This is a genomic window from Providencia sp. NPDC089933, assembly GCF_049545585.1.
Taxonomy (GTDB): domain Bacteria; phylum Pseudomonadota; class Gammaproteobacteria; order Enterobacterales; family Enterobacteriaceae; genus Providencia; species Providencia huashanensis.
The window spans coordinates 13,528-39,256 of record NZ_JBMWDT010000004.1; the positions used below are offsets into that span (position 1 = coordinate 13,528).

The window sequence follows — 25,729 nt, forward strand, 5'->3', positions numbered from 1 at the left end:
TTTTTATGTCATCTGTATTAGGTAACGAGCCTATTGAGGTTATCAAGTTTGGGGCTTTTACCGAGGTCGTCCAATTTTTAATGGAATTAGATAAGCTCAAAAGTATTTACCGTAAAAATAAGTTATTGAATCGCGAACGCCAAGAAAATACTGCCGAACATAGCTGGCAGTTTGCAGTTGCAGCCATGAGCTTCGCCCCTTATGTTCAAGGTGTTAACATTGAGCATGCGATTAAATTAGCATTAGTTCACGACATAGTTGAAATTGACGCAGGTGATGTCATGGTATTCGATAATGCTGCTCGTGACGCTATCCATGAAGAAGAAGTTAAAGCGGCTAATCGTATTTTCAACCTATTGCCTAGCCCGCAAGCTGAAACGCTTTTAGCATTATGGAATGAATATGATGCGCTTGAAACTCCTGAGTCCATTTACGCCAATGCGATTGATAGGGCTATGCCAATGCTGATGAATTTACATAATCAAGGGCAAAGCTGGGTTGAAAACAACATCCGTCTTGAGCAAGTAATCAGTAAATGTGATTATATAGAGCAAATTCTTCCTGATTTTTATCAACAACTTAAATTACAGTTAGAGCAAGCCCAGCAAAAAGGCTGGTTACTGTAATTCCCGATAAGCGGCTTAACGGTCGCTTATAAAAATCCTATAACCTCCTTCAAAACTAATTTTTAATACATTTAATAGTTTGCTAATTAATAAGATGTTACCTATGGTTTAAACAAACATTCACGTGATGTATTGATTATCAATTAGGTGACATATGCCAATGAATAAAATTAGCTCATCCCCTTATCTATTGTTACTTGATGTCCATTCTCCAGCCATTATTCAGTTTAATAAATCAACCTATCAAATTACATGCCTAATAGAACAATTAGGTGGAACACCAGATGGTATCGCCGTCGACCCAACGAATAAATTAATTTATTGGAGTAATATGGGAGAGGATTATGACGCTGATGATGGTTCAATTAACGTAATGAACTTCGATGGTAGTGGGCGAAAAATGTTGTTAGGTCATGGAGATGTCAGAACACCAAAACAGCTACAACTCGATTTAATCAATCAAAGGCTATATTGGTGTGATCGCGAAGGGGGAAAAGTTGCTTCTTGCCATGTCGATGGCTCAAACTTGCAAACTCATGTGGCAAGGCCCAGAAATAAGCAAAACCAAGTTGATATTTTAGACCAGTGTGTCGGTATTTCTTTAGATATTCCCAACAATTGGGTTTATTGGACACAAAAAGGGACGCCAAAAGGTAATCTTGGTCGTATTTTCAGAGCACCACTAAAACCAAACATTCAGCAACCACCCGAGAACCGAACTGATATTGAACTATTACTTGATCGCCTACCTGAGCCTATTGACCTATTACTTGATGAAGAAGCCTGTCTTTTATATTGGACGGATAGAGGTGCCGAACCGGATGGTAATAGTTTAAATTGTGCAAATGTGACGGCGCATGGCGTCAATAATCACAAAGTTATCAGCCGTGGTTTCAAAGAAGCTATCGGTCTCACTTATGATAAACCTGCTCAATTAATGTATGTCGCAGACCTAAATGGCGGGGTTTATCGCGTAACAATACCGACCGGTGACGTTGAGAAAGTTTATCAAGGTAAAAACTATACGGGGATCACCCAGTATTCACCTTAATTTATCATGTGAATATATTAAAGAAAAAGGCCTGACTCAGTCTAATATTGAGTTCAAGCCTTATAACTAATTTATTGATAGTGCTCAACATGATATGAGCACTTTAAATTATATCTTACATATACTCTTCAATCGGAACACACGAGCAATGTAAATGACGGTCGCCATACACATCATCAAGACGTTTAACCGCTGGCCAATATTTATTAGCTTTGGTTTGCGCCGTCGGGAACACAGCCAATTCACGGCTATAACTGTGAGGCCATTCTTGCGTTAGCTCGGTTTGGACATGAGGAGAATTCACCAGAGGGTTATCCTCAAGCGTCCACTGCCCTTCAACCACTTGGTCAATCTCATCCCGTATTGCTAACATCGCCTCAATAAAACGGTCGATTTCAGTGATACATTCCGATTCCGTTGGTTCTATCATCAACGTCCCTGCCACAGGGAAAGACATGGTTGGGGCATGAAAACCATAGTCAATCAACCGTTTAGCTATATCAAGCTCACTGATGCCGGTATCCTTTTTAATTGGGCGTAAATCAACGATACATTCATGAGCAACGTAACCATCTTGCCCTGTATATAAAATGTCATAGCGGCTGGAAAGGCGTTTAGCAATATAGTTCGCATTCAAAATAGCCACTTGGCTCGCTTTGCGTAAGCCATAAGAGCCCATCATTCGGATATACATCCAGCTAATGGGCAAAATAGAAGCGCTACCAAATGGAGCAGCAGAAACTGCACCTTGGTCTGTGACCATTTCTTGTTCAACTACTGAATGCCCTGGTACAAACGGAGCTAAATGTTTTTTCACCCCAATTGGACCCATACCTGGACCGCCACCACCATGAGGAATACAGAATGTTTTATGTAAATTTAAGTGAGACACATCCGCGCCAATAAAGCCCGGTGTCGTTAACCCAACCTGAGCATTCATATTTGCTCCATCAAGGTAAACTTGCCCACCATATTGATGAATAATCTCACAGACTTCGCGAATACTTTCTTCATAAACCCCATGTGTAGATGGATAAGTCACCATGACACAAGAAAGTACATCACTATATTGCTGCGCTTTATCGCGTAAATCGTCTAAGTCGATATTCCCTTCATCATCACAACGTACAACCACGACTTCCATACCTGCCATATGGGCAGACGCTGGATTGGTTCCATGAGCTGAAGCTGGGATCAAACAAATATTCCGCCCCCCATCATTACGGCTTTCATGATAACGGCGGATAGCGAGCAGCCCTGCATATTCCCCTTGTGCACCTGAGTTAGGTTGCATACAAACCGCATCGTAACCCGTTAATTGCACCAACCAATGAGAAAGCTGTTCAATCATTTGATGATAGCCTTGTGCTTGGTCCACAGGGCAGAATGGATGTAGCTCCCCAAATTCTGGCCATGTAATCGGGATCATCTCCGCGGCTGCATTAAGCTTCATCGTACACGACCCCAGCGGGATCATCGCTTGATTCAACGCTAAATCTTTACGCTCAAGGCTATGCATATAACGCATCATTTCTGTTTCGCTGTGATAGCGATGAAAATTCGGATGAACTAAGATTTCATCTGCCCGTTGCATAGATTTTGGAATGGCGTGTTCTTGATTTGCAACAGATTGGTCTAATTTTTCAAAATCCAATTTAGTGTCAATACCCGTGATCACCGTAAACAGCTCATTTAAGTCCTGGCGAGTGGTGACTTCACTAAAGGTGACCCCCACGGCTCCACGAATATCCGTCCGTAAATTGATGTTTGCTTTTTCTGCTCGGGCTAATACTGCGGTTTTATCTTCCACTTCAACTGCTAAAGTATCAAACCAAGTTTTATGGCGTGATGAGAACCCCGCTTCGGCTAAAGCTTTAGCAAAGATTGATGTGAAGCGATGAATACGCCCAGCAATCCTTTTTAAACCTTCAGGACCATGATAAACCGCATACATAGCCGCAATATTGGCTAACAAAACTTGTGAGGTACAAATATTTGAATTCGCTTTTTCACGACGAATATGCTGCTCACGGGTTTGCATCGCCATACGCAATGCTGTATTCCCCGCGGCATCGCGTGACACACCGATAATACGCCCCGGCATTGCACGTTTAAACTCATCACGGCAAGCAAAGAAAGCTGCATGTGGACCGCCATAGCCCATAGGTACACCAAAACGCTGCGCTGAGCCAAATACGATATCGGCCCCTTGTTTACCCGGTGCAGCTAATAACACTAATGCCATCATGTCTGCAGCAACACAGCTAACGATTTGGCGCTGTTTTAATGTTGCGAATAGTTCACTGTAATCATGGATATTACCGGTTGTGCCCACTTGTTGTAACAAGGCCCCAAACACCCCTTCATGTTCAAGAACTTTTTCTGCACTATCAACAATCACTTCAAAACCAAAGGTACCGGCTCGTGTTTTTACAACGTCAAGGGTTTGCGGGTGAATATCATCAGCAACGAAGAAACGTTCAGCATTCTTTAACTTACTAATTCGTTTTGCCATCGCCATGGCTTCAGCCGCCGCAGTCGCTTCATCTAATAATGAGGCTGATGCTAAGTCTAATCCGGTAAGGTCAATCGTTAACTGCTGGAAATTAAGTAATGATTCTAAGCGGCCTTGTGAAACTTCAGGTTGATATGGCGTGTAAGCTGTGTACCAACCGGGGTTTTCCAATAAGTTACGCAAAATAACAGGGGGAAGCACCGCGGGTGCATAACCCATCCCAATATAACTTTTAAAGCGTTTATTCAGTGATGCGATAGCTTTCAATTCAGCTAAAGCTTCCTGTTCAGTTGCCCCACCACCTACTCTTGGTGGCTCTGAAAGTAAAATTGCTTTAGGAACAATTTTGTCCATCAAAGCATCTAATGAGGTTGCACCCACAGTATCTAACATGGTTTTTATTTGTTGTTCTGATGAACCAATGTGGCGTGAAATAAATTCTGAACGGTTTTCTAATTGACTCAGTGACATCGACATATCTGTGTTCCCATCCTTTGTCTGCTATGCATAAGTTGTAGGGCGGTTATTACGGAACTTGCGAGGTAACGACTTGTTGCTTGCTAATTATATTTTTCAACTCTCTAAATAGTTCATCTTGTGACTAGGCGGCAAGCGGAGACAATTTTGGGGAGCATACACTAGTATGTGACCCGAGTTGTCGAGTGCAGCCAACACCCACAAAACAAACGTATTAATAAACCCTATAAATAATTCATCTTATAACTCATACTGAAAGTATTTATTCTAAATAGTTTGCGTTGTGGCTAGGCGGCAAGCGGAGACAATCTTGGGGAGCATACACTAGTATGTGACCCGAGTTGTCGAGTGCAGCCAACACCGCCACAACACAAAATATGACGAATAAATTATTCTTCGACTTCAATCATTGAGATATAACCCGCCGCATCAATTAAGTCCGCCAGCTCAGAGGTATCCGACGCTTTAATTCGGAAAATCCAACCTTCTTGATAAGGCTGTTCATTTACTAGTTCAGGTGAATCATTCAGGTCGCTATTAACTGCAACAATTTCACCGCTCAAAGGTGCGTAGATATCAGATGCCGCTTTTACGGATTCCACAACAGCACAGTCATCACCTGCGCTAACCACGCTACCAACCTCAGGTAAATCAACAAACACCATATCACCCAGAGTTTCTTGCGCATGCTCAGTAATACCAACGGTATACTCACCGTTACCTTCATCACGCAGCCACTCATGTTCACGGGTATACAATAATTCTTTAGGTGTATTGCTCATTATTTGCCTCTCAATTTTAAAATTTGTTTATCGGGTTACCCCAAATTACACTAAGCAGTTACCTTCGCGGACAAAGCCCGGTTTAACCACTTCAACTGGCATTTCTCGATGTCGAATTTCAACAATCGCTTTGTCTTGAATTCCGTTAGGGACACGCGCCAACGCAATACTAAATCCGAGAGTTGGAGAGAAAGAACCACTCGTGATTACCCCCTCTTGTAATTTACCCAATTCATCAGTAAAGCGGACCACTTGCCCTGCTCGCAGTATACCTTTTTCACGCATCACAATACCGACGAGTTTTTCAGTTCCTTGTTCGCATAATTGTTCTAATGCCTCACGCCCAATAAATTGGCGGTCTTCCGGTTTCCAAGCAACCGTCCACCCCATATTCGCGGCTAGAGGGGAAATACTTTCATCCATATCTTGACCGTAGAGATTCATACCTGCTTCTAAACGCAATGTATCACGTGCGCCAAGGCCAGCAGGATGGACACCCGCTTTTAATAACTTATGCCAAAAACCAACAACTTGATTTTTCGGCATCGCAATTTCATAACCTTTTTCACCGGTATACCCTGTCGTGGCGATAAATAAATCCCCTGTTTGGACACCATAGAAAGGTTTCATGCCAGCAATGGCTTTATTTTGCTCATCACTGAGCAAGGAGTGTACTTTTTGCTGAGCTTGAGGGCCTTGAACTGCCAATAAGGCTAAATCATCCCGTACACGAATTTCGACAGCATAACCCGCTGCGTGCTGCTCAATCCATGCAATGTCTTTATCCCTTGTCCCAGAGTTAACCACCAAACGATAGAAACCCTCTTCCAAATAATAAACAATCAGGTCATCAATAACCCCACCGGATGCATTTAACATACCCGTGTACAAGGCTTTACCTTTCTCTGTAAGTTTATTGATATCGTTAGCGAGTAGATAACGAAGAAAGTCACGACAACCTTCACCATGTAAATCGACAATAGTCATATGGGAAACATCAAACATCCCTGCATCGGTTCTGACGAAATTATGTTCATTGATTTGAGAACCATAATGCAACGGCATCATCCAGCCATGAAAATCCACCATCTTTGCGCCGCAGGCTATATGCTCTTCATATAGTGTTGTTTGCTTTACCATGAATACCCTCTTTACATTATTTATATGACAGGGTGATTGCGTGGTTAAGAATACCTATTATCGATTAATCAATTGGCATTACTAACCTGACGCAAACGATAACATTTTTAAAAACCTACCATTGTTCGCGGCTAGATTCTATAAAAAAAAATAGGGCTACTGCTCCACTGTATTACTGATTACATCCTACTTTTACCAGTGCTTTTTGTTAAATAATTGAGAATGATCACTCAAAATGCTTACAATCAAGGCAGAATAGATTAAAAAGCAACCAGATTATATTCTTTATGAATAAAATTGGAGAGCAAAACCCAACGAGCAAAATAAATAAAACTAATGCGAAATGTAGCTGTAATTAGTTTTTTTCAGTCATACTGTGAAAATAATACTGCGCCCAAATAGCAAATTAAACGAAAGACCATGGCAGGATCAGGGATTAAACAATACGAGTTATTTCTGGCAACAGAATATGTATTAACAGACTTGGAATTTAATATGACAAGATAAAGGTATAACTGGCGCTATACCTTTACTGAACAAGAAATTAGAGCGACTCTTCTAATGATAGTTTTTCCAACCATTTAGGCATATCAGATAACCCCATAGCATGGTTCAATAACTGGGGTTTAACACCCGGCAAACTATCAGCCAAAACTAAACCAATATCACGCAGCAGTTTCTTCGCAGGGTTATTCCCCTCAAATAGCTCTCGGAAACCTTGCATCCCCGCTAGCATCAATGCAGCACTGTGTTTTCGACTACGCTCATAATCACGCAAGTAGAGATATTGGCCAAAGTCTTTACCCTCCCGATGTAAGCGTTTAATTTCACCAATTAACATCGCCACATCCATAAAACCAAGGTTAACGCCTTGACCAGCCAATGGGTGGATAGTATGTGCCGCATCACCTAATAAAGCTAAGCGTTGAGCGGCAAATTGCCTAGCATAACGCCCTATTAATGGTATTGTTAGCCTGTCACTTTCTAATTGGCAAAGACCAAGACGTAAATCAAACGCCACTGCGAGCTCTTTATCAAAACTTGCCTTATCTAACGTTTGTCGCCTTGCAGCCTCCGTTGCCCCTTGTGACCAAACAATAGAACAAAGGTGTGGGTCACTTAAGGGTAAAAACGCTAAAATGCCTTCACCATTAAAAGCTTGCCTTGCGATCCCTTCATGGGGTTTTTCGGTTCTGATAGTTGCAACAAGCGCAGTATGCTCGTAATCCCAAAAAGTCAGCGGGATATCAGCATGGCTACGTAACCATGAGTTTGCCCCATCAGCCCCAACTATTAGCCTTGCCGTCAGCATGTTTTCATCTTCTAATGTGATAAAAACATCATTTTCCCCCCAAGCCACTTTTTTTATCGCTGCAGGCGCTAATAACGTTACATCCCTTAGTTGAGACGCTTTATGCCATAAAGCATCTCGCACCACATTATTCTCAACAATATGACCTAAATGGGTCAAATTTTGTTCGTTAGCAGAAAATGTAATACGGCCAAAGCTGTCGTTATCCCAGACTTCCATACCACCGTAAGCTGAGGCTCGCATTTCTTTAATAGCTGACCAAACACCTAAGTGAGTAAGTAATTTCTCACTCGCTGCATTAATTGCCGACACTCTTAATGCGTAAGGTTCTGCCGCTGAAAATGTGCATTTAGGGGGGGTATTTTCAACCACAGCGATACGTAGGCCACTGCCTTCTAAACCACAAGCCAGCGCAAGTCCAGCCATACCCCCGCCAGCGATAACCACATCAAATGATTGCATGTTATTAATTTCCTCTCTATTTCGTGGTTATTGGTGTGTAACCCAACCCAATGTTTGGCGCGCCAAAACATCGCGAGCGGGTGGCAACATTTCCATTGCCATTAAGCCTAAATTACGGCCAACAATCAGTGGTAAGCAACGGTTAGCAAATATGCGTACTAACCCATCGGTCATTGTGACGGTTTTGTCCCTATCGAGAGCCCGTATTTGTTGGTACTGACTTAACAACGAATAGCTGCCGATATCTTGATTATCAGCATGTGCATTCACCACCGTTTGAGCTAATTGCATAACATCACGGAGCCCTAAGTTAAAGCCTTGCCCTGCAATAGGGTGTAATGTTTGTGCTGCATTACCAACCAGTACCACTCGGTGGCTGACCGGTGTCAGTGCCTTGCGTAATACTAATGGGTAGCAATGACGCTTACCGGCCATCACAACCTCACCTAAACGCCAACCAAATGCTTGTTGTAGCCTGTGAATGAATGTTGCATCATCCCATGCATTAATGGCATCAGCTTGTTCTTGATGGTGGCACCAAACCAAAGAGCTACGCCCTTGTGACATAGGTAATAGTGCAAGGGGGCCAAATTCAGTAAAGCGTTCAAATGCTTGGCCTTTTGGGTCAACCGCCGTTTTCACATTAGCGATGATGGCTACTTGCCCATAATCATCCTGTTGCCATTGTATGTTACATGCTTTACCAATCGCAGAATGGCTACCATCAGCGGCAACCAATAATTGACCAGTTACTGTATCACCATTGTCCAAAGTCACGCTAACAGAGCCTTGTTCACGATGAACACTTTCGACTTTGGCGGGGCAGTATAATGTCACCCCCGGCGCTTTATGCAGAAGGGAGAATAAACGGGTTCCAGCCTCATGTAACTCAATCACATTACCCAATGCGGCAATATGATAATCTTTTGCGGCAATATTGACAAAACCCGCATGCCCTCTATCAGAAACATGAACGTGATTAATCGGTGTCACACAATCTGAGAATGCAGGCCACACCCCTATTTTTGATAAATACTGGCAAGTACCATGTGCTAATGCAATGGCTCTAGCATCAAACCCAGGGTGTTTGCCTTCCGGTAAAGCGGCCTCGATGAGTGAAACCGATAACTTTCCTTGGCTAAGGGAAGAAATAGCGAGTGCTAACGTCGCGCCCGCCATTCCGCCCCCCACGATAATCACATTCATGCGTTATTTCTTACCTTTATTAATAACTCTTTTTAAACCAAACGCTGTTTTGCTTGCAACATTAAAGCTTCTATTTCATCTGGGTCTTTCACGACCAGATCTGTCAGATTTTCGTTGCCCTCTGCAGTGATCACAATATCGTCTTCAATACGTATGCCGATACCACGGTATTGAGGAGGCACATCAGCATCTGGTGCAATATATAAACCAGGCTCGACGGTTAATACCATCCCAGGCTCAAGTATACGGTCTCTATCGGTCCCATAAAAACCGACATCATGCACATCTAGCCCTAACCAATGACTTAAACCATGCATAAAGAAAGCTTGATATGCTTTGTTTTCGATCAATTGATCGACATCGCCTTGTAAAATACCTAAGGCCACTAAGCCTTCGGTTTTGATACGCACAATCTGGCGAGTAACCTCATGCATACTCGTTCCCGGGCGATACAATTCTAATGCGGTATTTAGAGCTTTCAGCACGATATCGTAGACTTCGCGCTGAGCTTGGCTAAATTTACCATTAACAGGAAATGTACGCGTAATATCCCCCGCATATCCCTCAAACTCTGCCCCTGCATCAATTAATACCAGCTCACCATCCTTCATTTGGCATTCATTTTCGGTGTAATGCAAAATACACGCGTTTTCACCGCTTCCAACAATAGAATTATAAGAAGGGAAACGTGCACCATGACGGGTAAATTCGTGCTCTAACTCACCGCATAACTGGTATTCATACATATTTGGCCGACAAGTTTCCATTGCTCGGATATGTGCAAGGGCTGAAATCCGCCCTGCCTCGCGCATCGTATTAATTTCTGCTTCCGATTTAAATAAACGCATTTCATGCACAATCGGACGCCAATCCACCATAGTTTCTGGCGCACGCAGATTACGACGGCTTCCCTTACGTAAAACATCTAGTGCATCAAAAACGAGTTTATCTGCGTAAGCAAATTCACCTTGAGCATGGTAAACCACATCTAATCCGTTGAGTAACTGATACAACTGCTCTTCAACTTCGTTAAATGGTAAGGCTTTATCAATGCCTAGCTTTTCAGGAGCGGCCTCTTGACCAAGACGACGCCCAAACCAAATTTCAGCTGTTAAATCGCGGACCCGATTAAAAAGAACAGTATGGCTATGTTTTTCATCACTTTTAATTAAGACTAATATAGCTTCAGGCTCGCTAAAACCGGTCAGATAAAGGAAATCACTGTGCTGACGATAAGGGTATTCACAATCCGCATTGCGCTGTGCAGGCGGGGCAGAAAAAATAATTGCTGCACTACCTGACTGCATTTTTGCCAATAATGCGTTACGACGAGAAATAAATTCCTGTTTATTCATACCGTTTTTGCCTTATTATCTGAATTATGATGTTGCTAATATTATGCTAGCGAACAATACGCGCTGGCGACAATGACCCAAAGCTGGATAAACCAGCTCTAAGTTCCCCTATTTTAGTGATAAAACAGAGCTCATGTGTAAAACTGACGCGATTAGAATTAATGAAGGATAGGCTTATTATTCTCAACCGCTGTTGGGCCTTTATTTGGCTCAACTAATGCGATATAACATAGCTGTACCGCAACCCTGACGTACTCAACCACTTCTTCTAGCGCTTGCTCAAGCTCTTCTTGGTCTTCGTCTTCGTCATACCCAAGCATTCCGATATTACGTAAATCTGTAATAACTTCTGCAATCTCTTTTTTATCCGCCAGTTTGGGTTGAGCCACCCCAACGCCTAATAAAAAGTGATTAACCCAACCCGCTAATGCGTCTGCATGGTCAAAAATAGAGGCGTCTTCATCAGGGAATAGCATAGTAAATGCAAATTCACTGTCATCTAGCGACTCAAAAGTGGTGTCAAATAAATCACGTAGTGGCTGTGAAATTGTTTGAGGAAATGCTAAACCATCGTTAGCAAGGTCATGGACTAATGTTTGCCAGCTATGATCACGGCTACCACCACAAATTAACCCCGTTATTAGACCATGGATTTCAGCTGCGGTAAGTGCTATTGAGTGCTGTTGTAACAGTTTGTCCAGTGTTTCATAGTTTGGTAAAGATTTTTGTATAGACATCTGAATTCGTCATGTTAGCTTATGATTCGTGATATGCTACCATCAAGGATAGCCGCTAGACCAGTATGCTTTTGTCTTATCTATTAATTGCGCCAAATATGTTGTATTTATGGCGAACATTATTCAGTATGGAGGTAACATGTCCGCACAACCTGTCGACATTCAAATTTTTGGGCGCTCACTGCGAGTCAACTGCCCTGCAGAACAAAAGGAAGCCCTTCTTGAGTCGGCTAAAGAATTAGAACAGCGCTTGCAGAACCTAAAAGATAGAAGCGGTGTCACCAATATGGAACAACTTATTTTTATCGTAGCATTGAACGTCTGTCACGAATTAGCACAAGAAAAGACAAAAACGCGTGATTATGCTTATAATATGGAAGAAAAGATAAAAATGTTGCAACATACTATTGAACAAGCGTTGCATGATCAGGTAAAAATTACTGAGAGGCAAGTATTGCCCCTAGAGTAAATTCGCTTATTAATCAGACACTAGTAGAAAAAAATATCCAAAATTAAGGTTGCATTTTAAATCTAGTTTTGTACAATGAAATCACTGGGTAACGAAAGTACTCAAACCAAATTTCTCTGAGATGCGCGTGAGTGGGCGAGTCCCCTGAGCCGATATTTCTACCAAACAGAATGTGGTTATTGCGCTGGTGAGCATGCCTGATTCGTTCAGGAAGCCTAAAGGTTGCTAAACTGCGTTCACCTTGAACCAAGGGTTCAAGGGTTACAGCCTACAACGGCATCTTGGAGACCCTCTACTGTATTCCTATTTACCTTTAATAACACACACCAATAATACAACGTCGTATTGATTCAGACGATTTACTTTTCTACAATAATTTTCGCCTTGCGATATACTCTAAATAGTTAATTATTTCCTATTGCTGATAGAGTAGGTTTTCATATGCAAGATGCCCTTTCCACACAACGCCAGCAAGTACGCCAATCCATCCGTCAGGCTCGTCGTCAATTAACCACGAAACAACAACAGTTAGCCGCTCAACTGGTCATGAAGAATGCCTTACAGCACCCAAAGATTAACTCAGCGAAATGCATTGCTCTATTTCTCTCGTTTGATGGTGAAATTGATACTAGGCCATTAATTAGTGCACTGTGGGAACAAAGCAAACAGGTTTACCTTCCTGTTTTACACCCTTTCAGCCGCCATCATTTACTTTTTCTTCGCTATCACGCAAAAACACAGTTAGTCAAAAACCGCTTTAATATTGATGAACCCCCACTCAATGTACAAGATGTACTCCCTATAGAAAAACTGGATATCATGTTCATTCCCCTTGTGGCTTTTGATAGCCAAGGGCAGCGATTAGGAATGGGGGGTGGGTTTTATGATAGGACATTAGCTCATTGGCAACAAACCGGTTTTTACCCCATCGGCTTAGCCCATGATTGCCAGCAGGTCGAGGCACTTCCCGTAGCGCACTGGGATATTCCGTTACCTGAAATTATTACGCCACAAAAAATATGGCGCTGGTAATTAATACCTGCGCCATCATCAAGTAAAAGCAACCAATGCTAATTTAGAATAGCAAACGTGCTCGGATAGTGCCTGGCAGTGCTTTTAGCTTAGCTAAGGCATCATCTGTTTGACTTGGGCTCTGCGTTAACACATCGATCACCACATAGCCAACATTACCAGCTGTACGTAAATACTGCCCAACTACGTTGATATTATTCTCCGTAAATACTTGGTTAATGCTATTAAGAATACCTGGGCGGTTTTCATGAATATGCAAGAAACGGTTAGTATCCTCGGTATGTACTGGCAGTGAAACCTCAGGGAAGTTAACAGCAGATAACGTTGAACCATTGTCTGAGTATTTTGCTAATTTACTTGCAACTTCTAACCCGATGTTTTCCTGAGCCTCTTCAGTCGAGCCACCAATGTGCGGTGTTAAAATCACATTGTCGAATTTAATTAATTCAGAGATAAACGGGTCGTTCGGGTCATTATTCGCCGCTGGCTCTGTTGGGAATACGTCAACGGCGGCACCTGATAAATGCTTGCTTTCCAGCGCAGCTGCCAATGCTGGGATATCCACCACTGTACCTCGAGAAGCATTAATAAAAATAGAACCCGGCTTCATACGGTCAAACTGCTCTTTAGCAAACATATTTTTGGTGCTTGCTGTTTCAGGTACATGTAAGCTCACGACATCACTCATATTAAGCAGTTCAGTTAAAGAACGGACCTGAGTTGCATTACCTAATGGCAATTTGTTTTCTATATCATAGAAGAAAACATTCATACCGATCCCTTCAGCTAAGATCCCCAACTGAGTACCAATATGACCATATCCAACAATCCCTAAACGCTTACCACGAGCTTCAAAGCAGCCTTTAGCTTGTTTTTCCCATATCCCACGGTGTGCTTGCATATTCGCTTCGGGAATACGGCGTAATAACAGTAATAGTTGACCTAACACCATTTCTGCAACGGAACGAGTATTGGAAAATGGCGCATTAAATACTGGAATACCGCGTTTTGCCGCAGCATCTAAATCAACTTGGTTAGTCCCGATACAAAAACAGCCGACTGCAACTAATTTCTCTGCTGCCGCAAAAACCTCTTCAGTAAGGTGAGTACGGGAACGGATACCAACAAAACGTGCATCTTTAATCGCTTTTTTTAATTCTTCGTCGGATAACGCGCTTTTGTGGTATTCAATATTGGTGTAACCTGCTGCTTTTAGGTTCTCAACCGCACTTTGATGCACACCTTCTAGCAGTAAAAATTTTATTTTGTCTTTTTGCAAAGATACCTTGACCATTTCCCCTACCCTATCGTGAACGTACTAATAATTTATAACCGATGAATTTGCATGTTTGCTTCGCATTCTTCAAAGCACCTGTAAAAATCGACATCCACCCACCTTGAAGTATGCAGCTATACCAACATAACAAAAAACGGCGCAGTATCAATACAACCGTTTGCTTTATGGATACTAAAAATAGCAAAGAAAAAGAAGTTAAACGGTAGAAAATCAGGAGCAGTAACACAAAATAAGTTTTTTTCCTGCACAATGCGCATTAGTGTGAGATATATCACCAAAATAACGGGGTATTAAAAAAAATGAAATAAATTTCAAATCATCGATATTTATAAAACTGGTTAATTAATTTAGTGCTATCTCAGAAATAACACCCGCTCAATTCTCAATCAAACATAAAAAAAGCCAGTAAATATGACATCTACTGACTTATTTTAAGACGCTGAATTTATCTATTTGTTATAACATAAATTATAACTTAATAGTTTTAACCCCTTCATCAGAGGTTCCCATTAATACGACATCTGCACCACGGTTAGCAAATAGCCCAACAGTCACCACGCCAGCAATACCATTGATAGTATTTTCTAATGCAACAGGGTCTACAATGCTTAAATTATGGACATCTAAAATCACATTTCCGTTATCAGTTACGACATTTTGACGATATTCAGGGGTCCCCCCCAATTTCACCAACTCACGTGCCACATAGCTACGAGCCATAGGGATCACTTCAACGGGTAATGGGAACTTACCTAAAACATCAACTAATTTGGATTGGTCAACAATACAGACAAATGTTTTTGCAATAGCTGAAACAATTTTTTCTCTTGTTAAGGCTGCCCCGCCACCTTTAATCATATTCATATGATGGTCGACTTCATCAGCGCCATCGACATAAACATCTAATGAATCAACTTCATTACAGTCAAATACAGTGATCCCCAGTGATTTTAGCTTTTGGGTTGATGCTTCTGAACTGGATACCGCCCCTTCTATTTGCCCCTTCATCGTTGCCAAAGCATCAATGAAATGAGAAGCTGTTGAACCCGTTCCAACACCAACAATAGTACCCGGTTTAACGTAATCGAGTGCTGCCCAACCTACCGCTTTTTTTAATTCGTCCTGAGTCATGATCATGCCTTTTGCTAATTAATTGAGTCGTGATTAAGGTTATGAATAGCTAGTATATACCGGACACTGGCTAAGTTGCAGTATTGTTCTTTACATTTATGCCGTTGTTTTTGGGATTTATCTAGCAACAATAATATTTTCAAGTGTTATCACTAAAAATATGGCATAGTGATTTAAGGTTACTGCTCTTTGTTAATAACCCTAGCTGAGCTTTTACACTGAGTTGGAAATTCGCCTTGTGTGTTTTCCCCATCTATTTTATGGAACAGCAAAGGTCAATAGCCTCGAATAGAATAACAATAAGGAGATCTTTTCGATGAAGCGCCCTGATTATCGCGCGTTACAAGCACTGGATGCCGTCATTCGTGAACGCGGCTTTGAGCGTGCGGCTCAGAAACTTTGCATCACACAATCTGCTGTTTCACAACGTATCAAGCAGCTAGAGAACCTGTTTGGGCAACCTTTACTTGTCCGCACTGTTCCGCCTCATCCAACAGAACAAGGGCAAAAACTGCTAGCGCTACTTCATCAAGTAGAACTATTAGAGGAACAATGGCTTGGCGATGAAAATGGGGGCTCAACACCACTTCTTCTGTCCCTTGCCGTTAACGCAGACAGCTTAGCAACTTGGTTGCTACCCGCGTTAAACCCAGTACTGGGTAATAGCCCTATTCGGCTAAATATACAAGTTGAAGACGAAACTCGAACTCAGGAAAGGTTAAGGCGTGGTGAAGTCGTGGGTGCTATCAGTATTCAACCCCAAGCATTACCCGGCTGCTTAGTTGATAAACTCGGTGCTCTCGACTACATTTTTGTCGCTTCCCCTGACTTTGCCGCTAAATATTTCCCTGATGGTGTAACTCGTTCTTCATTACTTAAAGCCCCCGCGGTTGCATTTGACCATTTAGATGATATGCACCAAGCCTTTGTGCAACAAAATTTTGGGCTATCACCGGGGAGTGTTCCTTGCCATATCGTGAATTCATCCGAAGCCTTTGTCCAACTGGCGAAACAAGGCTCAACTTGCTGCATGATCCCTCATTTGCAAATAGCAGATGAGCTGAAAAATGGTGAATTGGTTGATTTAACGCCGGGGTTATGCCAAAGGCGTATGCTGTATTGGCACCGGTTCGCACCTGAAAGCCGTACAATGAAGAGAGTAACCGACGCCCTATTGAAAACAGGGCGCCAAATGTTAAAACAAGAAGATGATATAGCCTCTGAAAATTAACGTTTCAACTCAAACACCACATCCACTTGGTCATTAAAATCAATACTCTGTTGTTCATAGGTCTCATCAACTTTGAGGTCTTGAGCAACAGAGGCTTTCATTGCCCCACCGTAATTTCTTGCAGCGATTGGATATGGCACCGCAGCTGGCGCATTATAGTTAATGCTATACACTGGGCCTAACTGAACATTAAAACCTTTCGCTAAGATATTGGCTTGTTCTGTCGCATTTTTAATCGCTTGAGACCGTGCTTCATCACGGTACTGTTGCGGGTTAGCAACACCAAACTGTACTGAGTTTATTTCATTAAGACCAGCTGCTAAAGCGCCATCTAATAAAGTATTCAGTTGATCAAGTTTTTTAACCTTAACTTCCACTGAGCGTGTTGCAGTATAACCTTCAATCGTCGATTTTTGCTTCACACTACTGTAATCGTATTTTGGCTGAGTACGCACATTAGCAGCATTAATATCTTGTTTTTCAATGCCATTTTTCTTCAAAAATTCAAAATACTCAGCGACTCGTTTATCAACACCCGCTTTAGCCGCAGCCGCATCTTTTGCTGTTACCTCGACCAAAATATTCAGTGTTGCCATATCAGGGGCTGCTTTTACGATTGCGTTCCCTGATGTCGTAATATGTGGGCCATTCGGTAGTGGATCGGCGAATGAGAAGCCCGGAACCGCAGCACCAGCTACCATAGTAGCAAAAACTAAAGACTTTAATTTCACAGAACCTCCCAATGATATTATTTATCGCTAAAAAAAGGATAGTTCATAACAAACTATCCCTCAATACAACTTAACAATATCACACTAAATAAAAAACGTAGTTCAGAATAATAAGAAACTGAAAGGCGTTTTCAATCTGTTGATGTAATATTGTCTTTTAAAACCCTTTTAAGCCTTGCAATGCTAACTGAACAGCAATAAACCACATAACACTACCAACAAATACGTTGATCAAGCGTTGTGAACGAGGTTTATTAAGTACAGGTGAAAACCATGCAGCTAATATAGCTAAAGCAAAAAACCATACAAAGGATGCCGTCAGTGCACCTGCGGTAAACCAAGGCCGTAGCTGGCTTTCTAGTTGGCCACCTACGCTACCTAACACAACAAAAGTATCTAAGTACACGTGTGGGTTTAACCATGTCACGGCAAACAAAGTTACAATTACTTTCCACCGAGTAATCACTCGGTTTTCAACTTGAAGAATTGTCTCATCTGGGCTCATTGCAATACGGAATGCACCATAGCCATACCACAAAAGAAACAATACCCCAGCCCAAGTTATCAATTGCATTAATATTTCTGACTGACTCAGTAATGCACTACCACCAAAAACACCAGCACTAATTAAAACGGCATCACTTAAAGAGCATAACAATGCACTCATTAAATGAAACTGCTTACGACTTCCCTGCTGTAAAACAAATGCATTTTGTGGTCCTAATGGCAATATCATTGCTGCACCCAATAATATCCCCTGAAAATAAATCGTAATCATGCATAAATTCCAAATAGTTATTCAATTTATATGCGGGATATTAGCGAGAAACAATTATTAGCGGAAATGATTTACTCTAATGGGTCATAAGTCAGACTTATGGCGTTTAACTTAATTAAGCTAGATTTTCTGTCATAAATGCCAATGTCATATTGGTATATTAAAAACAAAAATGGAGCCAAATTGGCTCCATTTTTAAATATTAATGCAAATTACTCTGCTGATACTTTATTCGTTGCTGTATCTTGTTTGTATAAATGGACATCCATTTGTGGGAATGGAATACCAATTTGGTGCTTATCTAAGGCACGCTTGAATTCTTCTAGCAGATCCCAATACACTGGCCATGCATCCCCATTTGTCGTCCAAAAACGCACTACGTAATTTAATGAAGATGGCGCCATATCATGTAAACGTATCGTGACCCCTTTGCTGTGCTGAATACGTTCATCAGCCGCAACAATATCACCTAATACTTTTTTCACGGTATCAATATCAGAGTCATAAGCCACCCCGACAATGATATCTTGACGACGGTTAGGTTCACGTGAGGTGTTAATTATGTTATCAGCAATTATTTTGCCATTTGGAATAACAATAATGCGGTCATCAACTGTTTTTAGTGTAGTTGAGAATATTTGCACATTTTGCACCGTGCCTTCAACCGCACCTATAGTGACATACTCCCCCGCTTTTAATGGCCTAAATATTACCAGTAATACACCAGCAGCAAAGTTACCGAGTGAATTTTGTAATGCCAAACCAACCGCTAAACCTGCCGCACCCATTACCGCAATAACAGAAGCTGTCTGTACACCAATTTTGCCTAATACCGCGATTAAGGTAAACGCAACAATCGTATAGCGAACTATTGCAGATAAAAAGTCACTCACTGTAGCGTCAATGCCTTTCATCGTCATTACGCGATGCAAACCGCGCCCGACTGCTTTTGCTACCATCATACCGACTATGAGGATAACAATAGCTGACACGATGTTCACCACATACTGAACTAACAGATCTTGGTTTGCCACAAACCAATTCGTTGCATTATTCAACGCCCCTGTAACATCATCAGTATTCATATATATATGCCCTTTTGGATCTCATTATCAATATCAACCCTAGCCATTTAAGTTTCTAATAAAAAGTTTAATAGCTAGCTATACCCTGAAAATAATAGCGATAATTTATAGAAATACAAAACAAATCACTAAAAAAATTATTTTTTCCCATTTTCAATAACAAAAACACGGTAATCTTTTAACATTAAAAGAAAGTCATCGATACCGCAAAATGCAATACTTTCATTATCGTAATAACTCATTCCCTCTTCTAGGCCATCTGTTTCAAAGAATAATTGATTAGCTCGGATCATCACCTCTTCATCATCAAGTAACAGTGTATATTCATGACCAATAAGCTCCCACTGCTTTTCACTGCCTTTGACTTTTTTATAATTATCTTCGATAGCATCTAACAGACTAAGGTTATTTTTAACCTCTTCATTAAGCCAATATCCAATAGCCTCATGATCCATCGAGAATTTAGCGGAGATAGCTCCGGTGATATCTTGGAAAAATTGGTAGTCCATATGCAATACCTCTACTCTTTGCGTCATTATGACCAGTATAACGTGAGACAATCACGTTTGTTGAGAGGTATTACCTGCTCGCTGAAAGAAAATTCGATAAAACACCAATTTCAACACTATAGTTTTTATATTCACTTAATATTAAATGACTAAAAAATGATAATAACCTCTGTTTAGATTATAGGAGTTCCAATGATCAACCGCTTAGACCATTTAGTCCTAACAACCACTCACCTTGATGCCTGCCTTGATTTCTACCAGCGTGTATTAAAGATGTCAGTGATGACCTTTGGTGAACAACGCTATGCCCTGCAATTCGGTCAGCAAAAAATAAATATTCATCAATATGGAAAGGAATTTGAGCCGAAAGCACATTTACCCGTTCCCGGCGCATTAGACCTGTGTTTTATTAGCGATATCCCCCTTGAACAGGTACAGGCACACATCGAACAACAAGGTGTAAAAATTGTAGAAGGGCCAGTGAAACGTACTGGTGCAGTGGGGCCAATTATGTCAATTTATTTACGCGACCCTGACTTAAACCTAATTGAAATTTCACAATACATTTAACTCAATATTCTGCAATAGAGACAAAAAAGGCCCCTAAATTAGGAGCCTTTACGGTTAATATAAAAAGTGGCTTAAACCGCTGTTTGGAAAATCACGCCATCCGCTTTTTCGGTATATTGTGATAATTGGTCAAAGTTCAAGTAACGGTATGTATCCGCTGCTGTTTCGTCGACTTTATCCATAAATTGCTGGTACTCTGCAGGCGTTGGTAAACGGCCTAACAATGAAGCAACTGCAGCAAGCTCAGCTGATGCAAGATACACATTCGCCCCTGTTCCTAAACGGTTAGGGAAGTTACGGGTTGATGTCGAAACAACCGTTGCCCCATCCGCCACACGCGCTTGGTTACCCATACACAGTGAACAGCCTGGAACTTCTATCCTTGCACCACTCTTACCAAACACACTGTAATAACCTTCTTCGGTTAATTGTGCTGCATCCATCTTAGTGGGTGGAGCAACCCATAAGCGGGTTGGTAACTGGCCTTTGTGAGAATCCAGTAATTTACCTGCTGCACGGAAGTGACCGATGTTTGTCATACAAGAACCGATAAACACTTCATCAATTTTCTCGTTTTGGACATCAGACAGTAAACGTGCATCATCAGGGTCATTTGGTGCACACAAAATTGGCTCTTTAATATCGTTTAAGTCAATTTCAATCACTGCTGCATATTCTGCATCTGCATCGCCTTCGAGCAGTTGCGGATCAGCTAACCAACTTTCCATACCTTTAATACGACGTTCGATAGTGCGGCGGTCGCCATAACCTTCAGCGATCATCCATTTCAATAAAACGATATTCGATTGCAAGTATTCAGTGATTGGCGCTTTATCTAATTTAATAGTACAACCCGCAGCTGAACGTTCTGCTGAAGCATCAGCTAATTCAAACGCTTGTTCAACTTTCAGTTCTGGCAAACCTTCGATTTCTAAAATACGACCTGAGAAAATATTTTTCTTACCTTTTTTCTCAACAGTCAGAAGGCCGTCTTTAATCGCATACAAAGGGATGGCATGAACAAGGTCACGTAATGTGATACCTGGTTGCATTTCACCTTTGAAACGAACTAAAACAGACTCAGGCATATCCAGAGGCATTACCCCTGTTGCCGCTGCGAACGCAACTAGCCCTGACCCTGCTGGGAATGAAATACCAATAGGGAAACGCGTATGTGAGTCACCACCTGTACCGACGGTATCAGGCAAGAGCATACGATTTAACCAAGAGTGGATAATACCGTCGCCCGGACGCAGAGAAACACCACCACGGTTCATGATGAAATCCGGTAATGTATGGTGCGTAGTAACGTCAACAGGTTTTGGATACGCCGCAGTGTGACAGAATGACTGCATCACTAAGTCAGCAGAAAAACCAAGGCAAGCTAAGTCTTTTAGCTCATCACGTGTCATTGGGCCTGTTGTATCCTGTGAACCTACTGACGTCATTTTTGGCTCACAATACTCACCTGGGCGGATACCCGGGCGACCACAAGCACGACCAACCATTTTCTGTGCCAATGAGAAACCACGGTTGCTTTGAGCTACAGATTTCGCATGACGGAATACATCAGTTGCTTCTAAACCTAATGATTCACGAGCCTTGTTAGTTAAACCACGGCCAATAATCAATGGAATACGGCCACCGGCACGGACTTCATCAATTAAAACATCCGTTTTTAATTCAAATGTTTCAAGCAGCTCACCTGTTTCATGGTTGCGTACTTCACCTTTAAATGGATAGATATCAATAACATCACCCATATTTAGTTTAGACACATCCACTTCAATCGGTAACGCACCAGCATCTTCCATCGTATTGAAGAAGATTGGGGCAATTTTGCCGCCTAATACTACCCCACCACCACGTTTATTTGGCACAAATGGGATATCATCACCCATAAACCACAGCACGGAGTTAGTGGCTGATTTACGAGAAGAACCGGTACCGACTACGTCACCCACGTAAGCTAATGGGAAGCCTTTCTTATTTAGCGCGTCGATTTGCTTGATTGGGCCAACATTGCCCGCATCGTCTGGTTCAATACCATCGCGCGCATTTTTCAGCATGGCTAAAGCGTGTAGAGGGATATCAGGACGTGACCATGCATCCGGAGCTGGAGATAAGTCATCAGTATTCGTTTCGCCAGTGACTTTAAAAACAGTCACGGTCATTTTTTCTGCTAATGCAGGGCGCTGTTTGAACCACTCAGCATCAGCCCATGATTCAATAACTTGTTTCGCATGTGCATTTCCAGCTTTCGCTTTTTCTTCTACGTCGTAGAAGTTATCAAACATTAATAATGTATGGGAAAGGGCTTTCGCTGCGATAGGCGCTAATTTAGCATCATCAAGAGCTTCAATTAGTGCATGGATGTTATATCCGCCCTGCATGGTACCTAGTAATTCAATGGCTTTTTCAGGGGAGATAAGAGAAGAGGAAGTTTCGCCTTTAGCAATTGCGGCTAAAAATCCAGCTTTTACGTACGCTGCTTCATCAACACCAGGGGGGACGCGGTTGGTTAGCAGGTCTAACAAGAAATCTTCTTCACCTTTGGGTGGGTTTTTTAGTAACTCTACCAGTGCAGCTACTTGTGACGCATCTAATGGCTTAGGGACAATCCCTTGAGCGGCACGCTCGGCTACGTGCTTACGGTATTCTTCTAGCACGACGTTCTCCTCGCTTCTTTGTTATTTATATACCCGGCTGTCTGCACCTTACTGATAAAAATATCATCCGGTGCCAGGTCAGAGGAATTTGCTCGCATAATCTCAATGGCGGTAAAATTATGTCCAGCTTCGGGCTCTCAGCATAGCAGAATTTAAACGCAATGTTAATTCATTCACAAGAAAGTAACATTTATCTACTAACTTCATGCCTTAACACTTAATTACGGGTTATTTTTTAGCTTAAGAGATTATAAATCTTTATAAAAAGCTGAAAAAACCATACTTTTTATAATGCATTTTGCTGATTAAAGCACCCTCTTTTATGGCTTTTTCCTTTGGGTATCACAAATTATATTTATTATCGTAATTTTATTTACATTACTAATTGATAAGGTAAATCACTACGATTGGTTTTAATCTATTTAAAGGATTTTATTGATTTTATTAACCTTTTATTCCAAGTAAATTTCCGAAGCGGTCAATAAACTGGCACATGTGGTTGTTATCATCGATTAACATTGGCCCTCGATATAATTTTGCTCCTAACTGAGTGAAATGTTCACAGGCCAAATTAAAATTATCGACTTGCCAATAAAGCACAGTGCCTTTACTGCTTAATTTCTACTTCTGATGCTCCATTAAAAACCTTTGCGTTACCTTTATTTGGCATTTCAATTAAAGTCCTATTTCCTATTTGAATGCCATTTTTATGTACAAGGATATTTTTGTGGGTCAATTAAAAATTTCCAGCTGAGCGATTTTTCAATCTCCGCAATGTTCTTTCTGAAGGTAATTAAATTATTTTCAATTAATATTTGTTTAGATTTTAATAAATAATTGAACTGAAACATGTGACTAGTTGTTTATATTCACAAAAACAAAAAAAAGCCAACATGTTTCCACATTGGCTTCAATTCGCTTTGGTGATAAACAGCATACTAGAGATACTGTTTATCAGTGCAGTTAAAGAAAATTATTTTTTCTTTTTCGCTTTAGCGTTTGGTAAATCAGTAATGCTACCTTCGTAAATTTCAGCAGCCATACCGATTGATTCGTACAGTGTTGGGTGCGCGTGGATAGTTAATGCTAAATCTTCGGCATCACAACCCATCTCAATTGCTAGGCCGATTTCACCCAGTAATTCACCACCGTTGACACCGACAACAGCACCACCAATAACACGGTTAGATTGCTTGTCGAAAATCAGTTTAGTCATACCTTCTGAACAATCAGATGCGATTGCACGGCCTGATGCTGCCCATGGGAAAGTCGCAACTTCATAGCTGATATTTTGCTCTTTCGCTTCTTTCTCAGTTAAACCAACCCATGCAACTTCTGGCTCAGTATAGGCAATAGAAGGAATAACTTTCGGGTCAAAGTAATGTTTCAGACCAGAGATAACCTCAGCGGCAACATGACCTTCATGCACACCTTTATGCGCTAACATTGGCTGACCAACGATATCACCGATAGCGAAAATATGTGGCACGTTAGTGCGCATTTGTTTATCCACATGGATAAAGCCACGATCATCAACTTCGACGCCTGCTTTGCCTGCATCCAAGTTTTTACCGTTAGGAACACGGCCGATAGCCACTAATACCGCATCATAACGTTGTGGTTCTGCGGAAGCTTTTTTACCTTCCATCGAAACGTAGATACCGTCTTCTTTCGCTTCAACTGCTGTTACTTTAGTTTCTAACAGTAGGTTGAATTTTTTACTGATTTGTTTGGTGAATACTTTAACCACATCTTTGTCAGCCGCTGGGATGACTTGGTCAAACATTTCAACCACATCGATTTGAGAACCCAGTGCATGATACACAGTCCCCATTTCTAAACCGATAATACCACCACCCATCACCAGCAGACGCTCAGGAACTTCAGTCAGTTCTAATGCATCTGTTGAATCCCAAATACGTGGGTCTTCATGTGGGATAAATGGTAATTGAATTGGACGGGAACCTGCAGCAATGATTGCGTTATCGAAATTGATAGTCGTACTACCATTTTCGCCTTCAACAACCAGAGTATTAGCGCCTGTAAATTTACCGAAGCCGTTAACCACGTTAACTTTACGGCCTTTAGCCATACCAGCTAGACCGCCAGTCAGCTGATTAATCACTTTTTCTTTCCATAAACGGACTTTGGAAATGTCAGTTTTTGGCTCACCAAAAACAATACCGTGCTCAGCTAAAGCTTTTGCTTCTTCGATCACTTTTGCAACATGCAATAAAGCTTTTGAAGGGATACAGCCAACGTTTAAACAAACCCCACCAAGCGTTGAATAACGTTCTACTAAAACAGTTTCTAAACCTAAGTCAGCGCAACGGAAAGCCGCAGAATAACCTGCAGGGCCTGCACCAAGCACAACGACTTGGGCTTTAATTTCAGTACTCATCATGACCTCTTTTTGTTTTGTCCAGCGGTACTGCTGAATAAACGATTTTCCACTGGAAAAGTACACACCGAGAGCAGTTTACAGAATTGTTAACACCCTGAAAAGGCTCATTTCGTGATGTAACTCCCAACCTTTCGTAGCAGCAGCAAAAAATTCTGTCTCA

21 protein-coding genes and 1 other RNA gene are annotated in these 25,729 nt (G+C 41.5%); 7 read left to right on the forward strand and 15 right to left on the reverse strand.

From position 1 onward, the window contains the following. The first annotated feature begins 5 nt into the window (after nucleotides 1-5). Both ACPEH5_RS07265 and ACPEH5_RS07270 read left to right on the forward strand, forming a co-directional pair. Complete coding sequence (locus ACPEH5_RS07265) at nucleotides 6-626, forward strand: HD domain-containing protein (protein ID WP_042845046.1); 621 nt, start codon at nucleotides 6-8, stop codon at nucleotides 624-626. A 160-nt stretch (nucleotides 627-786) separates the two neighbouring features. Then, nucleotides 787-1,677 carry a hypothetical protein gene (locus ACPEH5_RS07270; RefSeq protein ID WP_225832977.1) on the forward strand — a complete coding sequence of 297 codons (891 nt, stop codon included), beginning with the start codon at nucleotides 787-789 and terminating at the stop codon, nucleotides 1,675-1,677. Between the two features lie 115 nt (nucleotides 1,678-1,792). Here the strand turns inward: ACPEH5_RS07270 and gcvP are convergent, their stop codons facing one another. The 7 genes from gcvP to ACPEH5_RS07305 form a co-directional block, all read right to left on the reverse strand. Further along, nucleotides 1,793-4,669, reverse strand: coding sequence for an aminomethyl-transferring glycine dehydrogenase (gcvP, locus tag ACPEH5_RS07275; RefSeq protein WP_281110416.1), 2,877 nt, complete (start codon nucleotides 4,667-4,669; stop codon nucleotides 1,793-1,795). A gap of 389 nt (nucleotides 4,670-5,058) precedes the next feature. After that, nucleotides 5,059-5,451 (reverse strand): glycine cleavage system protein GcvH, encoded by a 393-nt coding sequence (gene gcvH / locus ACPEH5_RS07280; protein ID WP_042845049.1) that lies wholly within the window; start codon nucleotides 5,449-5,451, stop codon nucleotides 5,059-5,061. Between the two features lie 45 nt (nucleotides 5,452-5,496). Next, nucleotides 5,497-6,591: a glycine cleavage system aminomethyltransferase GcvT gene (gene gcvT, locus ACPEH5_RS07285; protein ID WP_281110418.1), complete on the reverse strand. Its 1,095-nt coding sequence runs from the start codon at nucleotides 6,589-6,591 to the stop codon at nucleotides 5,497-5,499. 544 nt (nucleotides 6,592-7,135) lie between these two features. Further along, nucleotides 7,136-8,365 (reverse strand): FAD-dependent 2-octaprenylphenol hydroxylase, encoded by a 1,230-nt coding sequence (ubiI, locus tag ACPEH5_RS07290; protein ID WP_129466211.1) that lies wholly within the window; start codon nucleotides 8,363-8,365, stop codon nucleotides 7,136-7,138. A gap of 27 nt (nucleotides 8,366-8,392) precedes the next feature. After that, a complete protein-coding gene (gene ubiH / locus ACPEH5_RS07295) occupies nucleotides 8,393-9,571 on the reverse strand; it encodes a 2-octaprenyl-6-methoxyphenyl hydroxylase (protein ID WP_166687129.1) in 1,179 nt (392 codons plus the stop codon). Between the two features lie 32 nt (nucleotides 9,572-9,603). Then, entirely contained in the window at nucleotides 9,604-10,926 is a 1,323-nt protein-coding gene (pepP, locus tag ACPEH5_RS07300; RefSeq protein ID WP_042845055.1) for a Xaa-Pro aminopeptidase, read from the reverse strand. A gap of 158 nt (nucleotides 10,927-11,084) precedes the next feature. Next, nucleotides 11,085-11,663, reverse strand: a complete 579-nt coding sequence (locus tag ACPEH5_RS07305; RefSeq protein ID WP_042845057.1) for a YecA family protein — start codon at nucleotides 11,661-11,663, stop codon at nucleotides 11,085-11,087. Nucleotides 11,664-11,802: 139 nt separating this feature from the next. Here ACPEH5_RS07305 and zapA point away from each other — a divergent pair, with 139 nt between their 5' ends. The 3 genes from zapA (at nucleotide 11,803) to ACPEH5_RS07320 (ending at nucleotide 13,164) form a co-directional block, all read left to right on the forward strand. Further along, nucleotides 11,803-12,132, forward strand: a complete 330-nt coding sequence (zapA, locus tag ACPEH5_RS07310; protein ID WP_042845059.1) for a cell division protein ZapA — start codon at nucleotides 11,803-11,805, stop codon at nucleotides 12,130-12,132. A 110-nt stretch (nucleotides 12,133-12,242) separates the two neighbouring features. After that, a non-coding RNA gene (gene ssrS / locus ACPEH5_RS07315) (6S RNA) lies at nucleotides 12,243-12,424 on the forward strand. Between the two features lie 149 nt (nucleotides 12,425-12,573). Continuing rightward, on the forward strand, nucleotides 12,574-13,164 hold the full coding sequence (locus ACPEH5_RS07320; protein WP_129466212.1) for a 5-formyltetrahydrofolate cyclo-ligase: 591 nt from the start codon (nucleotides 12,574-12,576) through the stop codon (nucleotides 13,162-13,164). A gap of 43 nt (nucleotides 13,165-13,207) precedes the next feature. Here ACPEH5_RS07320 and serA read toward each other — a convergent pair whose 3' ends face one another. Further along, a complete protein-coding gene (serA, locus tag ACPEH5_RS07325; protein WP_042845062.1) occupies nucleotides 13,208-14,458 on the reverse strand; it encodes a phosphoglycerate dehydrogenase in 1,251 nt (416 codons plus the stop codon). 471 nt (nucleotides 14,459-14,929) lie between these two features. Then, nucleotides 14,930-15,592: a ribose-5-phosphate isomerase RpiA gene (rpiA, locus tag ACPEH5_RS07330; RefSeq protein ID WP_042845064.1), complete on the reverse strand. Its 663-nt coding sequence runs from the start codon at nucleotides 15,590-15,592 to the stop codon at nucleotides 14,930-14,932. 316 nt (nucleotides 15,593-15,908) lie between these two features. Here rpiA and ACPEH5_RS07335 point away from each other — a divergent pair, with 316 nt between their 5' ends. Next, a complete protein-coding gene (locus tag ACPEH5_RS07335) occupies nucleotides 15,909-16,823 on the forward strand; it encodes a LysR family transcriptional regulator ArgP (protein WP_042845066.1) in 915 nt (304 codons plus the stop codon). On the opposite strand, the gene ACPEH5_RS07340 is transcribed toward ACPEH5_RS07335, so the two are convergent. The 4 genes from ACPEH5_RS07340 to ACPEH5_RS07355 form a co-directional block, all read right to left on the reverse strand. Then, the gene (locus ACPEH5_RS07340; RefSeq protein WP_042845068.1) at nucleotides 16,820-17,554 is read right to left on the reverse strand and encodes an oxidative stress defense protein; all 735 of its coding nucleotides are present in this window, start codon (nucleotides 17,552-17,554) and stop codon (nucleotides 16,820-16,822) included. The genes ACPEH5_RS07335 and ACPEH5_RS07340 overlap by 4 nt on opposite strands. Nucleotides 17,555-17,711: 157 nt before the next feature. Continuing rightward, nucleotides 17,712-18,332, reverse strand: a complete 621-nt coding sequence (gene argO / locus ACPEH5_RS07345; RefSeq protein WP_042845070.1) for an arginine exporter ArgO — start codon at nucleotides 18,330-18,332, stop codon at nucleotides 17,712-17,714. A 212-nt stretch (nucleotides 18,333-18,544) separates the two neighbouring features. Next, entirely contained in the window at nucleotides 18,545-19,417 is an 873-nt protein-coding gene (gene mscS, locus ACPEH5_RS07350; protein ID WP_048607929.1) for a small-conductance mechanosensitive channel MscS, read from the reverse strand. A 137-nt stretch (nucleotides 19,418-19,554) separates the two neighbouring features. Then, a complete protein-coding gene (locus ACPEH5_RS07355; protein ID WP_042845072.1) occupies nucleotides 19,555-19,926 on the reverse strand; it encodes a YacL family protein in 372 nt (123 codons plus the stop codon). Between the two features lie 192 nt (nucleotides 19,927-20,118). On the opposite strand from ACPEH5_RS07355, the gene ACPEH5_RS07360 reads away from it, so the two are divergent. Beyond that, complete coding sequence (locus ACPEH5_RS07360; RefSeq protein ID WP_042845074.1) at nucleotides 20,119-20,496, forward strand: VOC family protein; 378 nt, start codon at nucleotides 20,119-20,121, stop codon at nucleotides 20,494-20,496. Between the two features lie 71 nt (nucleotides 20,497-20,567). On the opposite strand, the gene acnB is transcribed toward ACPEH5_RS07360, so the two are convergent. Continuing rightward, on the reverse strand, nucleotides 20,568-23,165 hold the full coding sequence (acnB, locus tag ACPEH5_RS07365; protein WP_042845076.1) for a bifunctional aconitate hydratase 2/2-methylisocitrate dehydratase: 2,598 nt from the start codon (nucleotides 23,163-23,165) through the stop codon (nucleotides 20,568-20,570). Nucleotides 23,166-24,138: 973 nt separating this feature from the next. Next, the gene (gene lpdA / locus ACPEH5_RS07370) at nucleotides 24,139-25,566 is read right to left on the reverse strand and encodes a dihydrolipoyl dehydrogenase (RefSeq protein ID WP_094301215.1); all 1,428 of its coding nucleotides are present in this window, start codon (nucleotides 25,564-25,566) and stop codon (nucleotides 24,139-24,141) included. Between the last annotated feature and the right edge of the window lie 163 nt (nucleotides 25,567-25,729).